This window comes from [Flexibacter] sp. ATCC 35103 (genome assembly GCF_001975985.1).
GTDB lineage: Bacteria > Bacteroidota > Bacteroidia > Flavobacteriales > Flavobacteriaceae > Flavobacterium.
Map to the genome: position 1 here is coordinate 95,434 of NZ_MTQF01000012.1, position 16,325 is coordinate 111,758.

At 34.9% G+C, this 16,325-nt stretch carries 11 protein-coding genes and 2 tRNA genes; 3 read left to right on the plus strand and 10 right to left on the minus strand.

Annotated elements, in window-relative coordinates; translation table 11 throughout:
* The 9 genes from BXU01_RS21160 to BXU01_RS21200 all read right to left on the minus strand — a co-directional run bounded on the left by BXU01_RS21160 (window position 1) and on the right by BXU01_RS21200 (window position 9,917).
* Window positions 1-1,053, minus strand: a complete 1,053-nt coding sequence (locus tag BXU01_RS21160) for an HlyD family secretion protein (RefSeq protein WP_083695249.1) — start codon at window positions 1,051-1,053, stop codon at window positions 1-3.
* Window positions 1,054-1,320: 267 nt separating this feature from the next.
* The gene (locus tag BXU01_RS21165; RefSeq protein WP_255373818.1) at window positions 1,321-2,631 is read right to left on the minus strand and encodes a TolC family protein; all 1,311 of its coding nucleotides are present in this window, start codon (window positions 2,629-2,631) and stop codon (window positions 1,321-1,323) included.
* A 323-nt stretch (window positions 2,632-2,954) separates the two neighbouring features.
* The gene (locus BXU01_RS21170; protein WP_083695255.1) at window positions 2,955-3,776 is read right to left on the minus strand and encodes an AraC family transcriptional regulator; all 822 of its coding nucleotides are present in this window, start codon (window positions 3,774-3,776) and stop codon (window positions 2,955-2,957) included.
* Between the two features lie 219 nt (window positions 3,777-3,995).
* A tRNA-Asp gene (locus BXU01_RS21175) sits at window positions 3,996-4,069 on the minus strand.
* 739 nt (window positions 4,070-4,808) lie between these two features.
* Window positions 4,809-4,882, minus strand: a tRNA-Asp gene (locus BXU01_RS21180).
* Window positions 4,883-4,968: 86 nt separating this feature from the next.
* Window positions 4,969-5,895: a DUF58 domain-containing protein gene (locus BXU01_RS21185; protein ID WP_083695257.1), complete on the minus strand. Its 927-nt coding sequence runs from the start codon at window positions 5,893-5,895 to the stop codon at window positions 4,969-4,971.
* Window positions 5,892-8,468, minus strand: a complete 2,577-nt coding sequence (locus BXU01_RS21190; protein ID WP_083695260.1) for a M1 family aminopeptidase — start codon at window positions 8,466-8,468, stop codon at window positions 5,892-5,894. Before BXU01_RS21190 ends, BXU01_RS21185 begins: the two co-directional genes overlap by 4 nt.
* A gap of 242 nt (window positions 8,469-8,710) precedes the next feature.
* A complete protein-coding gene (locus tag BXU01_RS21195; RefSeq protein WP_083695263.1) occupies window positions 8,711-9,304 on the minus strand; it encodes a DUF4082 domain-containing protein in 594 nt (197 codons plus the stop codon).
* A 43-nt stretch (window positions 9,305-9,347) separates the two neighbouring features.
* The gene (locus BXU01_RS21200; protein WP_083695265.1) at window positions 9,348-9,917 is read right to left on the minus strand and encodes a hypothetical protein; all 570 of its coding nucleotides are present in this window, start codon (window positions 9,915-9,917) and stop codon (window positions 9,348-9,350) included.
* Between the two features lie 204 nt (window positions 9,918-10,121).
* On the opposite strand from BXU01_RS21200, the gene BXU01_RS21205 reads away from it, so the two are divergent.
* Together BXU01_RS21205 and BXU01_RS21210 are read left to right on the plus strand one after the other, a co-directional pair.
* Complete coding sequence (locus tag BXU01_RS21205; protein ID WP_083695267.1) at window positions 10,122-10,829, plus strand: LytTR family DNA-binding domain-containing protein; 708 nt, start codon at window positions 10,122-10,124, stop codon at window positions 10,827-10,829.
* Window positions 10,826-12,901 (plus strand): ATP-binding protein, encoded by a 2,076-nt coding sequence (locus BXU01_RS21210; protein WP_083695270.1) that lies wholly within the window; start codon window positions 10,826-10,828, stop codon window positions 12,899-12,901. Before BXU01_RS21205 ends, BXU01_RS21210 begins: the two co-directional genes overlap by 4 nt.
* A 242-nt stretch (window positions 12,902-13,143) precedes the next feature.
* Here BXU01_RS21210 and trxA read toward each other — a convergent pair whose 3' ends face one another.
* On the minus strand, window positions 13,144-13,461 hold the full coding sequence (trxA, locus tag BXU01_RS21215; RefSeq protein ID WP_041516662.1) for a thioredoxin: 318 nt from the start codon (window positions 13,459-13,461) through the stop codon (window positions 13,144-13,146).
* 243 nt (window positions 13,462-13,704) lie between these two features.
* Between trxA and BXU01_RS21220 the strand changes: the two genes are divergently transcribed.
* Complete coding sequence (locus BXU01_RS21220) at window positions 13,705-16,167, plus strand: AsmA-like C-terminal region-containing protein (RefSeq protein ID WP_083695273.1); 2,463 nt, start codon at window positions 13,705-13,707, stop codon at window positions 16,165-16,167.
* Window positions 16,168-16,325 lie beyond the last annotated feature (158 nt).

A 16,325-nucleotide genomic window follows, 5' to 3' on the forward strand; every position in this document is an offset into this window, starting at 1 on the left:
TTATTGGTGTTCGGCAATAACTGTTATGTTCATTCCGGCTCTTAAAAAATCAGCTTGTTTATCAGTGTCTTTCAATTGAATTCTAACCGGAATTCTTTGTTCGATTTTTACAAAGTTTCCTGTTGCATTATCCGGTGGCAATAACGAAAATCTCGCTCCACTTGCCGGAGATAACGAAGTCACAACTCCTGTAAACTCTTTACCGTCTATAGCATCTGCCTGAATTTTTACTTGCTGACCAACGGTTAAATATTGCAATTGTGTTTCTTTAAAATTGGCCGTAATCCATTTTTCTTTACTTACTATCGAAAGTAAAGATTGTCCTTCTTTTACCATTTGCCCCGGTTGCAAAGTTCTTTTACCAACCCAACCGTCATAAGGCGCGGTGATTATCGTGTACGAAAGAAACAATGCCGCATTGTCTGCCACAGCTTGTTTTGATGCGATATTAGTTTGCGTTGTAGGAACATTTGCCTGCGCTTGAGAAGTGCTCAAATTTGAAGATTGAATTCTGTCTCGCATTTCTTGTAAATGCGCTTGCGCCGATTCATAATCTGCCTTAACTTTTTCTAATTGTTGCGAAGTTGCAGCTTCATCTTTAACCAAAGCTTTGTATCTGTCGTATTCTAATTTTGTTTTCCAAAGATTAGTTTTGGCTGCAGCCAATTGCGATTCTCCAATTGCAGTTGAACTTGCCGTTGTCGCCACATTTTTCTCGGCCACAACGCTACTTTGTTTCGCATTTTGAACATCGGCAAGAGCCACATTCAACTTTGATTTATATTCTCTATTATCGATTATAACCAAAGTATCACCTTTATGCACAAATTGATTTTCATCAAAACGAACTTCCTGCACATAACCCGTAATTCGCGACATAATAGGCGTCACATATTGCTCGACCTGAGCGTCATTGGTTTCTTCGTGGTTTCTATTAAACACATAAAACCAAATCCCCAAAATGATTCCGCTTGCTACCAAAACGCAAGCTATAATTGTTATTAATATATGAAACGTTCTGTTTCTTCGAGTTTCATTTTTTATCTTGACCATAATAAATTGTATATTCTTTATCTATTTTTTCTAATTCTCCACCGGATTAATCCCGAAGCGTCGGGACGGCGCTACAATATGAATCGTTTCTTCGGAACTTAAATTCTATATTCTTTCTAATTCTCCCCGGATTAATCCCGAAGCGTCGGGACGGCGCTACAATATAAATCGCTCCTCCGGAACTTAAAATCTATATTCTTTACTCTATTCTCTAGCTTCTAACTCCCAACATCTTTCTTCTAACATCTTGCCTCTTTCCTCTTAAATCTAAATCTGATCCGGCATTATCCCCGCAGTATGCAACAATTCGTAATGTTTTAGAATCGCATCCAATCGGGTAGAAATCTTATTATATTTCGCCTGTAATAAAGCGTTATCAGCATCGACCATTTCGGTTATTAAAACCAATTGATTTAGGTATTTTAGTTTTACGATTCGGTAATTTTCATTGGCTAAATCCAAAGCTTTATCAACAACCACAAACTTCTCAAGGATTTCCTGATATTGCGTATGTTCTTTAAACAGCTTATCCTGAATCTCCTCTTTTGTAATTTCCGTTTGCATTTTCTGCCATTCAATTTTTGTGTTCGCCTGATCTACTTTAGTTTTGTTTTTATACAATGCCGAAAGGTCAAAATGCGCTTCAATACCAACTTGTCCTAAAGTGTACAAATACGGATTTGGCGGAAAGAATTTGTAGTTTGGATAGTAAAATCCATAATTCCCGAAGAAGTTTACTGTTGGCAAATAATTTGCTTTAACCAATTTCATTTCCGTTTTTTTGATGTTTAATTCCTGGCTTGCAATTCGCATTTCTTCGTTCTGAAAAGCTTTTCCCAAGTAAAAATCATACGGATCCAAACCTTTCATTTCATCAATATTCGCCGTTGTATCAATCGCTACTTCTTCACTTTCCGGAAGCTGAATTAAAGTTTTCAGATCGTGAAGTGCGATTTTTATGTTTTTGGAGTTTGTAAGTGCACTTAATTCACGATCCGAAAGCTGTAATTCGGCTCTAATGACTTCATTTTTGGTTACCGTTCCGTGTTTTTGCAAAGACTGAACTTCTTTTAATCGGCTTTTTTCTTCTTTAATATTTTCTTCGAATATCTTTTGAAGTTCCATCATTTTATAAATCGCCAGATAATTTGCCACAACTTCAAGCTCGATATCATTTTGAGTCTTTTCAGTTTTTATTTTGGCAATTTCGTTTTCCTGATTGGCAATTTTAATGGCATTGTTAATCTTATTACCAGCATAAATTGGCATTTTAAAAGTCGAATTAACCTGATAGATTTCAGGAATTGCCTTGGTTACTTCTTTGCCATTTAGGAAACCATTTCCTTTGAATTCCGTAATGTTGGTAATTCTGGAATATTCACCGTTTAATTCGATATCCGGCAAACGGAGTTCTTTTCTTTCTTTGATGTTTTGCTCTGAAAGCGTAGTCTCTAATTGAGATCTAAGGATCTTTTTATTGTTTTCTTTGGCCAGTTTCACCGCTTCATTTAAGGAAACCGAATGAATTTCCTGAGCTTGTAAACCATTAAATGTTAATACAATTAGTAATATCAACACGATTTTGAGAAAACAATCTTCTGTAGAATTTGTTGTTTTAAGGAACATGAATATTTAAATAATTTTATACTGCAAAGTTCCTGCATTTTTCTGATGACTGATAATTCTAAAAAGTCAATAACATATTCATTTCGGACAAATGTTAAAATTTTATTTTCCGAAAACGTTATATTAAAATATTGAAAAACAATGCGTTGTAAAAAATTATATAAATTAGGGTTTCACGCAGATTTAAAGGGATTTTGGCAGATATACGCAGATTTTATTTAAAAAAGATCTACAAAATCTGCTTTAATCTTTTTTAAATCTGCGTGAAACAATCTTTATCTGCTTTTCAAAATATCTTCTCCATTTAAGTAATCAGAAGGTCTTTGTCCCAGGAATTTAAAGAAAGTATTACTGAATGTCGGTACACTACTATATCCTACTTCCAGAGCAACTTCTTTGACCGAAAGTTTTCTGTCAAGTAGAAGTTCTATCGCTTTTAAAATTCTTCGAATGGTATAATATTGAATAAAAGACATATTAAGGTCTTTTTGAAACAAGCGATACAAAGAGCGTTCGCTATAGCCAAATTGATGCGCAACCTCAGCAAATAAAATGGTTTCTCCCAGATTATTTTCAATATGCCTCAGAATCTTACTCAAACGCGGATCTTTTGGCTGTGGTAATTCTAAAGGTAAATTGGTCAGGCAAATTTGAGGTAATATTGCCTTAATCGCTTTGGCAATCGCAAAATTCGGACTTCCTTTTTTAAGATCGCCATTCCATCTATTGGTAAAAAGCATCATTTGCAATAATAAATTATTGACCGGATAAATACCTTCTACTTTATAAAAATCATCTTCGTCTTTTTCAACCGGAAAATATAAATTCCGCATTGTAACACTTTCAGATTTTGGTTCGATGCTGTGCGCAACACCACTAGGAATCCAGATAAAATGCCTTGCCGGCAAAAAGTAGGTTTTGGTTTCTGTTGTTACAAAAACCACATCTCCTTCAGCATACAACAATTGTGCTTTGTCATGTTTATGTGTAGGCACAAACAATTCCCCCATTAAATCATGGTGACAATAAATGCTTTTTTTGTCGGCATCTACTTTTTTGATGTAATATTTATCTAGTTTCTGACCGGAATGTTCCATTGAAGTTTAATACGACGGTTTTTGCGATATTAAATATAGTAAGAATAATATAAATTGTGGCGATTTAACCGCAAAGAGCGCAAGGTAAAAACGCAAAGTTCGCAAAGCTAAATTAAAACTTTGCGAACTTTGCGTAAATCTTAGCGCTCTTTGCGGTTAAGCCTTAAAGCTATAAAAACAAAAAAGCCTTTCCGTTAAGAAAGGCTTCTTCCAATATTGCGGTCTGGACGGGACTCGAACCCGCGACCCCATGCGTGACAGGCATGTATTCTAACCAACTGAACTACCAAACCAACTGCGTTATTGTGAGTGCAAAAATACAACAGAACTTGGATTATACAAGGGTTTTTAGGAATAAAAATTGAAATATTTTTAATGAGCTGATTTTAAATAAATTCCAAACCTATAAATTTCAAAATTTCAAGCGAATCTCTGCTGTCCTACAAAAGTCCAGAGTATTTACTACTATTTTTCGCATAAATTACAATGTCTTATTTTAAAACATTGTCAATATTTTCAAATATATAAGACGTAATATATTTATCACACTCATAACAATTAGTTTCCCGTTGTTAAAACCACAGACTATATTTGAGATAGAACAATATCAACAATCTTGTCATTTCGAGCGAAGGGAGACTCAAGCGATAGCGAACAGGCGAAGCAAATCGCATTAGTTGATCTACACAGATTGAAAACATACTTTGCAGAGTTTCTTGTGTGATTTCTCCCTCCGCTCGAAATGACAAACCGTAAGTTAAAATTGGAATTATAGTATAAAACCAAAAAATCCGCAAAGCTTATAAAAACTTTGCGGACTTTGCGTAAATCGTAGCGCTCTTTGAGGTTAAAAACAAAAATCAAAAGTGTCGTAAATCAAAAAAGCCATCCACAAAAGTGGAAAGCTTTTCATTGGTCTAACTACTAAACCAGCTACGAGTTACAAAGTCGTAGCAAAACAACACAACTAATCTTAGATACCGTATTTGGGCAAAAAAGCCTTTCCGTTAAGAAAGGCTTTTCCCAATATTGCGGTCTGGACGGGACTCGAACCCGCGACCCCATGCGTGACAGGCATGTATTCTAACCAACTGAACTACCAAACCTCTGCGTTATTGCGGTTGCAAAGATAGTACAGAATTTCATTTCTGCAAGCGTTTTGCTAAAAAAAAATAAATATATTTTTAAATCGTTAGCCAAAGTTTTGTTTTTCAACCAAATAAGTAGTCAATATTTTTTCAAAATTATCACCAACATTCACCGGAACGTACTTAATTTGGTTTTTTGCACACGTTAAAGCCAGATTTTTAAAATAAGCTTCTGCCCTCTTTTCATACTCCACTTTTACATTATCGGCAAAAATCGACACTTCTTCGCCTGATTCTAAGTCAATAAACTTTCTTGGCGTATTATCAAAGTCGAATTTAAGCTCTGTTTCATTATCTACCACATGAAACAAAACCACTTTGTGCTTGTTGTGTTTAAGATGTTGCAAGGCACTAAAAAGCTTTTCATCATCTTCTGACTGAAACATATCTGTAAACAAAATAATCATCGAACGGCGATGCATTTTCTCTGCAATTTGATGCAAATACGTAATCGTGTCCGTTGTTTTTTTGACTTTTGGCTGTTCTAATAATTGCTCTAATTTATTGAGCAACATTCTGTGGTGGCGATCACTTCCTTTTTCGGGAGCATAATATTCGTAACTGTCTGAGAAAACGCTTAAACCCACAGCATCACGTTGTTTCTTTAAGATATTCATTAAAACTGCCGAAGCTAAAACCGCAAAACCAATCTTCTTTTCATAAAAAGGCTGACCTGATTTTAGTTCGGGATAATGCATTGACGACGAATTATCGACTATAAGATGACAACGCAAATTGGTTTCTTCCTCATAACGTTTCGTGTACAATCGATCTGTTTTGGCAAATAATTTCCAATCGATGTGTTTGGTGCTTTCTCCTGCATTATAGACTTTATGCTCAGCAAATTCAGCCGAAAATCCATGAAACGGACTCTTGTGCATTCCGGATATAAAACCTTCTACAACCTGATTTGCCAGCATTTCGAGATGCTGAAAACTGGAGACTTTCTCTATTTCCGATTCGATTTTCATTCGGTTTCTTTTTTAATATTTTGCGCACGGTATAAACCGTCTGTCGCCTGCAATAATTTCCTTTTTAGAATTGGACTAAAATTAGGGTTTTCTTTTAAGAATCGCTGCACTTCATCAAAAGCATATTTCGATGAGTATTTGCCAACAGTATTATTAAGCCAGTCTTTCGGGAAGAAAATATCTCCCGTTTGCTGAATTTCCTCCACCAAATCTAATGAAAACCTTATATACTTCTGAGCACTTTCCTGACGTAAAGGATGATTAATATTCGCCAAACCTACAGCAACCCACGATTCTTTTTCTCTGTTTTCATCGTCTTTCAACGATTTTACAAACGCATCACGAACCATTTCATCCTTCGATAATGACGGAAGCAAAAACTCAAATCGCTTTTGTTTGTCAGGATTTGTGATGGTTGTTCTGGCTTTATTTAAAATTTCATCTGCTTTTTCATGTTTAAATATAGCCAAATTCATTGCCATATTCGTATAATCGTCTTCGTTTAATTTCAAACCTTGAATCACTTTTTCTCTACTCCATAACGCATATAATTTGGCTTTCGCCGAATTTGAGTACGCAATCGAACTAAACAAATTAAACAACGTCTTTTTGATATTGCTTGGCAAACTGACTTGCAAGCGTTTGTACAAAACTTCTTCTAATTGTTTTTGCGCTTTAGTTTGTTGTTTTTCGGTTAAAAATTTCCAAAAGACATTACTGGTTTGATTGGTAATTATCTTTAGAACCAACTCGTTTTCTTCCTGCTGAATTCCTTTTACAAAACAATCAAAAGCTTTCTTTGGCGCAACATTTCCCGTTAAGGTATTTTCATAAATATTAATATAGGTTGAAGCTCTCGCAACCTCATCTTTCAAAGATAAAACAGCTTCAATATTATTTCCGTCAAGCGGAAAAACACCGTAACCAAATCCATTATAATTGTAAATGATACTAAGCGGTTTTTCAAGTCCAATTGCTTCTTTTACAGCTAAATTTCTATCTTTTATATTGACAGTAATCACTTTAACCTGATCCTTATAAACCAAACCAATATCAAAAATTTGAGGCCATACATTTGCTGATTTATCTTCGGCTTGCTGGCTTATTTCAAACGACGAAATTCGGTTTTTAGCATCGTATTCAATCTTATCAGAGAAAATTGCCCTTCCGGATTTATTCACCCAAACCTCGCTCCATTTTTGTATATCAAGCGGTGTTTCAGCATCGAGGATTTCTACCAAATTATTCCAATCGGCATTATCGTTGGCGTATTTTTTAATGTATTTTTCGATTCCTTTCTGAAAAGCTTCCTTTCCCATCGAAGCTTCTAATTGGCGCATCATAATAGGTGCTTTATTATAAATAATGGCTCCGTAAAGCGAACCTGCATCTTTTAGATTCGCTAAATGTTGTTTTATAGGATGTGTGCCTAACGAACGATCTTCCGCGTAAGCATTAGGATAATGCGCCGTTAAAAACTGTAGATTATGATTGACTTTCGGGAAAATTGGGTTCATGATTTTGTCTGCCATAAAATTCGCAAACACTTCTTTCATCCAGACATCATCAAACCATTTCATTGTTACCAAATCTCCAAACCACATATGCGAGGTTTCGTGCGCAATTAGTTTCGCTCGGTCTAACTTCTCGCTATCCGTTGAACTATTATCTAAAAACAAAGTCGATTCTCTGTACTGAATCGCGCCTACATGTTCCATTCCGCCATATTGAAAAACCGGAATCGAAGCGAAATCCAATTTCTGAAACGGAAACGGATAATTGGTATATTTTTCTAAAAAGTCTACTGATTGTTGGTGCAAATTAAAAATCGTATCGGTACTTACGCGAAGTTTTTCAGCATTGTTTTCGCGATACAGCATTGTCATTTCTCTATTTCCTGGTTTTTGTGTTACCGTTTTGAATTTTCCGGCAACGAATGAAAACAAATACATGCTCATTTTATCTGATTCTCCAAAACTATAAGCTGTAAAATCTCCTTTTTCTACTTTCTCTTTTACATCGGCTCCAGCCAAAACCGTCCAGTCTTTAGGAACCGTTAAACTCAACTTATAAGTCGCTTTAATATCCGGCTGATCAAAACACGGGAATAAAGTGCTCGCGCGATCCGGAACTAATAAGGTGTATAAAAAATCATCATTTCTATTTAAGGATAAATTTCCTGCTATAAACGAAATGGCAATGGTGTTTTTTCCCTGAATTAAATCTTTCGCAGCAATAACAATATGCCCTTTTTCGTGAACAATAGCAACATTTTTAGTATTAACCTGAATCGATTTTATGTTCTGACTTTTCTCTTTAAAATCTAAATATAAAGGTTCGCTTAAATCAGAAATCGTCAAATTCAAGGCAAGATTCGAATTGATTTCCTGCTGTTTTTGTTGCGGAATTTCAAACGAAAGTCCGTAAGTAACCTCTGAAATTTGTTTTTTTCGAAAGTGCGCCATTTGTTCTGAAACGCCGTTTTCTAAAACAAGATTTTCTTTTTGTTTCGATTGAGAAAAACCAATTGTAGTAAATGCAAGAACACAAAGAAAGCTGTAGAAAATTTTCATTTTTAAAGGAATGTTAGATCTGTAAAAATAAAAAAAAGGATCGGTTTTATTGAAAGTTTGCCACGAATTTCACGAATTATCACGAATCACTTTATGTTTAAAATTGAATTTTACGAATTTTTATGCCTTATTTAAAAAAAAGACCTAACAGGTTTTAAAAACCTGTTAGGTCTGAACAAAAAAAAGCCTGACTTTAGCCAGACCTTTTTAAAAAATACTAATTCTCACTATCCAAAATAAAATTATTCAGTTCGTTGAAATTTAAAAGTAATATCTCCCGCATAATACGTATTGCGTTCATTGGTTGGGAAAATAGTTTCTGCAGCGGTACTCGAAATATAAGCATATCCCGTTATGGTGATATTTCCGGCTACAATAGGATAAGTAGTTGCTGATCCGTCGGTTTTTGTTCTGTTAATCCAGTCGTCGCTGTTTACCGTAAAAAAGTATTCTTTGTCTTTTGTAAGTGCAATCGAAGCGATTGTTTTTTCTACCGTAACATTTGCTGTGGCTACATTTACAGTTTCAGATTTTATAACTTTTTTCGTCGCCGCATCCCATAAAGTGATTCTTAAAGCAGCATTTACATCCGGAATTTTCACTATTAAAGCATTTATTTTTCCGGTTACTGTAGGCTTAAAGCTAAAACCGTATTCGTAAATTCCTGAGTTTTTTACATCAACTGCTTTCTGGCTAAATCCTGAACCTGCCATATAAGCATCAAGAGGATTTTCTTCGTTATATTTTACTGAATCTTCTTTGTCATCATCGCTGCTGCAGGAAATAGTTAATAATGCAACTGATAAAATCGTAAAAATGGTTTTTAAAGTCTTCATAATAATCTTAATTATTTTGGTTTTTTGATTTCTCTCTAAAAAATTAAGGCTGAATATTAAAACGTGCGCAAGCTTCTTCATAACTCAATTTCGAATAATCAGTTTTTGCTGTTTTTGTTGTAGCGGCGACACCTCCGGGAATCAAAATATAGCGCCAGGAAAGTGATGTTGGAAGATTTACAGTTCCTCCTGCATCATGTCTAAATCTGAATAATTTGATTTTCTTTGCTGTAGAAATAGCAGTAATCGTATTAACAAATCCTCCGGCTGTTGATGTGTAAGGCAGTGTATAAGTACCTGTACCAAACGACACATAAACCAGTATCGTTCCTTTTGCAAGGATATCTTCTGATAATTCCGGCGCATTTATACTTGTTGACATTCCTGAAGTTCCGTCTATTGTTTCTGCAACTGCTGCGGGCGCTGTTAACCATGCACTATAAATAACATTTGCTGTTCCTGCCGGTCCTGTTGCTCCGGTTTTTCCATCAAGTCCATTCGTTCCGTTTGTTCCGTTTGTTCCATCGATTCCGTTACTTCCGTCATCACTGCTGCATGAAATTGTAGAAATTGCTACTAATAAAAGGGTGAAAATTGTTTTTGAAAATTTCATAATAATTTGGTTTTAAAATTTTGGCTAAATGATTCGTATTTAATTCAATAACATTATTTTTGCAACAATCAATTGGTAAAAAAGAGTATTCCTTTTTATGTTATGATTGAATTACAAGACAAATTTGCAGGATTAAAATGTGGAGAAAAACCACCAATAGACGAACAACATTTTAAATAGACAGACGACATAAATTCTAGCTAAATGGCAAAAAAATACACTTGTATTATTGTTGACGACGACGAAATAGACAGACTTACGGTAGTATCGTTTGCCAAAAAGTTTCCTGTTCTGGATATTTTAGCTGTTTTTGAATCGGCAGAAGATGCCCTTCCGTTTATCGAAAAAGAAAAAGTCGATATTTTGTTTCTGGATATTGATATGCCGGGTTTAAACGGAATTGACTTTAGAAAAAAAGCCCTGGAAATTCCGGTTTGTATTTTTATAACCGCACATCCTGAACATGCTGTAGAAAGTTTTCAAATAGAAACGCTTGATTTTATTGTAAAACCCCTAAAACTGGATCGCTTTACACAAACCGTAAGCAGGATTGAGGAATTTATGGAGATCAAACTCAAAGCTTCTCTTTTTGAAGCCAGTATTGGCGGTGATACTATTTATATTAAAGAAGGTCACGAACAAACTAAAGTCAAATTGCACGAAATTCTATATCTCGAAGCATTAAAAGATTATACGCTTGTGATAACCGATAAAAAAAGACATTGCGTTTTATCGAGTATTGGTAATTTATTGAAAGAAGATCATTTTCAATCTTTTATTAGAATTCACAGAAGTTATGCTGTTCAGAAACAATTTATTCAGAAGATTAATTCAACCGAAATTATTTTAAATAATAACGTTGCCATTCCGGTAGGAAGAAGTTATAAAGAAAACTTAAACCTGTTTTCATGAGAAAAATGTGGTTTTTGTTTTTGTTATTCATCAATTTAACTGCTTTTGCGCAGCAGGAACCTATTTTAGCAAAGTATAAAACCCAACCCGAAAAACTAAAAGCCTGGCTAAAATACACCAACGAAGTATTAGATGCTGAAGATTATCCCAAACTAATCGTTGCCGCACAAAAAGGAATCGAACTGTCTAAAGATCATCTCGCCTACAAATCAAGGTTTTATTTTTTAAAAGGAAATGCATACGAATTCAATAATAACCAGACCAAAGAGGCATCGATTAATTATGAGTTTGCCTTAGAATATGCGCAAAAAGCCAGACATCTTAAAAATGAAACTTCGGCTTTGATGCGCCTTAGTTATGCCTATTATGCGCTGAACGAAACTTTAAAAAGAAAAAAATTAATAGCATATGTCAAACAAGTTCTTGACACTACAAAAAGCACCTACACTAAATCTGTTCTTTACGGAAGTCTTGGCGAATATTATCTCGATAATGCACAATATGAAATCTTTATTAGTTATCAGCTAAAAGCTATTAACTACAAAAAACTGCTTAAAAAAACGGTGCCAAACGACGAAACCATTGGCGTTTCTTACAGTCAGATTGCGGCGGCATATACTAAAATGAAACAATACAATAAGGCTATTGAATATCTTAATTATGCCCAACCTTATATCAAAACTTCGCCTTATGTCAGTGCTTTTTCCTGCAACTATTATTTACAATGTTTTGTTCCTTTAAAAAATATTGACAGCATTCAAAAATATTACACTTTAATATATACGTATCCTTCCAGAAAAGATTCTTTATTTCTCAATCTAAGTTTCGCCAACAGAAGCGTATCTGAATATTATGCAAATGCGGGCAAAACAAACACGGCATTTAGTTATGCAAAAAAAGCAGTTCTATTGGCACAAAAATCAAATGACGAAGATATTATTATGGAAGCCAATGCCATAATGGGAAGGGTTTTATATGAAAAAGGAGATTACAAAAAAGCCATCGAAACCTTAAAGAAAGCTTCAAAAAATGCGTTGACTTACGACAAAGAATCGTTTGTAAACATCAACAAAAAACTCTCTCAAAGTTATGCCGCATTAGGACTTTGGAAAGAAGCTTTTTATTATAACGAAATCTATAGCAAATACAACGACGAAATGATGCAGGAATCGGCGAAGCAAAATATTGCCAATGCCGAGGCGCGTTACCAAAATAAAACGAAAGGACAGGAAATCAAGAATCTTTCGACTCAAAACACCATTAAAAACATTCAGATTGACGAAGCCAAAAAGCAGCGTATTTTTCTAATTTCGGGATTAATTCTAGTTGCAATTATTGGGTTATTACTGTTCAGGCAAAACCAAAACAGAAAGAAAACCAATAAAAAATTACAACTTTTGAATCAGGAATTGGATGAAGCCAATAAAATAAAAGCGCGATTCTTTAGTATTTTAAATCATGATTTACGAAGTCCCGTTTCCAATTTAATTCACTTTCTGCATCTTCAAAAAGAAAGCCCTGAATTGATTGATGAAGAAATGGCCACAAGAATGCAAACCAAAGTCATTACCGGAGCCGAAAATCTATTATCGTCTATGGAAGATATTTTGTTATGGAGCAAAGGCCAAATGGAAAACTTTAAACCTCATTTTAAAGAAATTCCTGTAGATGCTATTTTTAAGGAAATCAAGAACCATTTTTCAAGTATCGAAAACATCCAAATTTCATTTGAAAACCCAGAAAACCTCATCTTAAACACCGATGAAAATTATCTCAAAACGATCATTAGAAACCTTACCGGAAACGCCATAAAAGCGCTCGACAAAACCATAAACGGAAAAATAATCTGGAAAGCATGGCAAAAAAACAACCAAATTTATATTGCAATTACAGACAATGGTCCAGGCGGAACTCAGGAACAATTTAAAGCGCTATACGACGACTCAGAAGTCATAGGAATCAAATCCGGTTTAGGATTGCACTTAATCAGAGATTTGGCTACAGCCATAAATTGCAAAATCGAAGTAAAATCTCAACAAGATTCAGGAACTACTTTCACGATTACATTCTAAAGCTTTTTTACGCCATATGATGTTTAAACTTGGCGCCTTTGCGTCTTTGCGCGCAAATTTCACACCAACAATTAAAACGCTTAAAATTATAATCGCGCTAAGACGCACAGACGCCAAGTTTTTTTTAAAGAAACACATTTCTTTTATAATTCTATATGTTTAGAAATTTAAGCCCTATTTTATTCCAATAAAAAAGGCTTGACTTTCGCCAAACCTTTTTTATATAAATCATAATCTTACGATTACAACAAAGCGTCTAAACTATCTGCGTAGGTTTGTTTCGGAGCAACTCCTACTTGTTTTCCTACTACTTCACCGTTATGAAAAACCAAAACGGTTGGTATGTTACGCACACCATATTTTGCAGCGAATTCCTGGTTAGCATCTACATCAACTTTACCAACGACAACTTTACCTGCGTATTCTTCGCTGATTTGGTCAATGATTGGACCAACCATTCTACAAGGACCGCACCATGCTGCCCAAAAATCTACCATTACTGGTTTATCTGATTTCAAAACTACTTCATCAAAAGTAGCATCTGTTATTGCTAATGCCATAATTTTTTGTCTTTTAAAATTATTGTCTGAATTGTTCGTTTCAAACTAGACTACAAATTTAAAAATTAAATACTAATCAAACACCATTCTTAAATTAGTTTTAATTATAAATGCATTGTCATTTATTATATGATTCCCATATTTTAAAACTATAAGCTTTAACTTACAATATACTGAAGGTCATCTTTTTAAAATAACATCATTTTTTTACCTTATCTTTAATGATCCAGAAAATTCTTCGAGATGACAACAACTTTACTCCATATAAAAAACTTCTTTCAATCAGTTCGTTTTAAAAAATATGCCAAGCGTTTTGGCTTTTTTATATTAGGACTCATTGGCTTACTATTAATCGCTTGTGGAGGATTGGCGATTTATTTTAACCAAAATAAAACCGAAATCATCGCCAAGATCAATACGAAGATTAATGAAAACATCAACGGAAAATTTCATGTTGGCGATTTTCATTATAAATTTCTAACCGGTTTCCCCAACTTTACTTTAGCCTTAAAAGATGTCGAACTCAAAGACAATCAATGGGCAACGCACAAACATACTTTATTAAATGCCAAAGAAATAGAAGTACGCCTGAACGTTTGGAATTTACTACAGAACGAAATCAACATTCATAAAATCCTCATTAACGACGCCGATATTTATGTTTATAAAGCCGAAGATGGTTACTCGAACGCTGATATCTTTAAGCCAAAAAAGAAAAAAATACCCGAAAATAAATCAGATAGAGAAACTACAATCGATCAGGTTGACCTTAACAATGTGCATTTTATTTTAGATAATCGTCTTGGTCATAAATTATTTGATTTTGATGTAGCCAGTTTAAAAACAAAAGTAGATTACGACGGCGATAATTGGCAAACTGATGTTTTTCTGGATACTAAAATCAAGAGTTTAGCCTTTAATACCGTACACGGAAGTTTTGCCAAAGAAAAGCAACTTACCGGAACTTTTAATGTTTCATACGGATCCGAAAAAGAACGAATTGACGTTGTAACCAAAAATCTAAAAATAGGAACTGACGGTTTTGACATTATTGCCTTTTTTAATTTAGCGAAAGGAAATGCCCTTTTCGGAATCAATATTGGAACCACTATTTTATGGCAAAACGCTTCGAATGTATTATCGGCAAATATCAGTTCTAAGCTAAACCGTTTTAATCTAAGCAAACCTATCGATGTAAATTGTGACATAAAAGGCGATTTTAATGCTGAGGGAGATCCTAAAATTGTAGTTCAGGCGATTATAAAAGATAACGAACTGAGTATTCCGGACGGATTAATCAAAAAATGTAATTTTAAAGGAATATTTACCAATAATTTCAAACCAAAAGACGGTTACAACGACGCAAATTCAGCCATTATATTAACGAAATTTGTGGGCGAATACGAGAATATCCCCCTTACAATTCCGCAATTGTCTATTAATAATCTGGAGAAACCCGTTGCTACCGGAAACGTAAGTTCTGATTTTGATGTAGAAAGGCTTAACGAAATCAGCAACGACAAATGGATTCAGTTTACAGACGGACACGCCAAAGCAAACCTGAAATTTCAGTTTGATATTGTCGATTTGTACATTACAAAACCTCGATTTATAGGCAAAATAGATGTCGATGACGCTTCGTTTCATTACATCCCGAAGAATGTTCGCGCCGTAAAAACCAACATTCATCTGGATTTTACCGAGAAAGCTTTACTAATCAAACAAATTACCTACAAACACCTAAAAAACACCATTTTAATCGAAGGCAAAATCGACAATTTCCTGAACCTATATTATGATGCACCCGAAAAAATGATCGTAAACTGGAAAATCTATTCTCCGTACATCGATCTCAAACAATTTCTGGGCGTTTTAGCCACTTCGCAAAAAAGCAAAGCCATTGCCAAAACCAATAAAAGAACCTCGATATCGAACCAAATACGAACCGCAATCGACAAATGTGCCGTAGTAATCGACATTAAAGCAGATAAAATTAGTTACAACAAATTAACCGCAACAAATACTACCGCAACCGTACAAATGATCGATTCGAGATTGGTCATAAAAAATGGTTCACTGCAAACTTCCGGCGGAAGCATCACCTTTAACAGCGAAGTAAAACCAAGCGGAAAAAACTTTGCTTTTAGTTCGAACGCACAAGTAAACAGGGTTGATATTGCGAGTTTCTTAAAGTCGTTCAACAACTTTGGCGTGACGTCTTTTAATCCTAATAATATCAAAGGAAAACTGAGCAGTCAGGCAAATGTTACCGGATTCATCAACAGCAACGGTGCGTTGATCACCAATTCTATGCACGGCAATCTGAGTTTCAACGTCAATCAGGGCGCTTTGTTAGACTTTGAGCCTATCGTAAAAATTGGCAAATTTGCGTTTCCGTTTCGCGATGTAAAGAATATTACCTTCAGCGATTTATCCGGCAATCTTAAATTACGCGGAGAACAAGTCGATGTTAATAATTTTACTATTAGTTCCAGCGTTTTAAACCTCGATGCCGAAGGCATTTATTCCTTTGGTCGTGGCACCAATCTCGCGCTCACAATCCCACTCCGAAACTCTAAAAACGATATCAAACTTGCCACCAAAGCCGAACGAGACGCCGTTCGCGACCGCGGAATTGTTCTGCATTTAATCGCATTAGATGATGAAGGAAAAATGAAAATTAAATGGGGAAAGAAGGATAAGTAGTTTCTATCGTCATTGCGAGGAAAGACCTGTTCGTCGTGGCGAAAGCAATCACAAATTATCAGCAATCTTGTCATCTCAACGAAAGGAGAAATCACACTAGAAACTCGCCAAAGATTTGTCCCTCTGAGCGAAGTCGAAAAGCTTTTGTAACTTAAAAT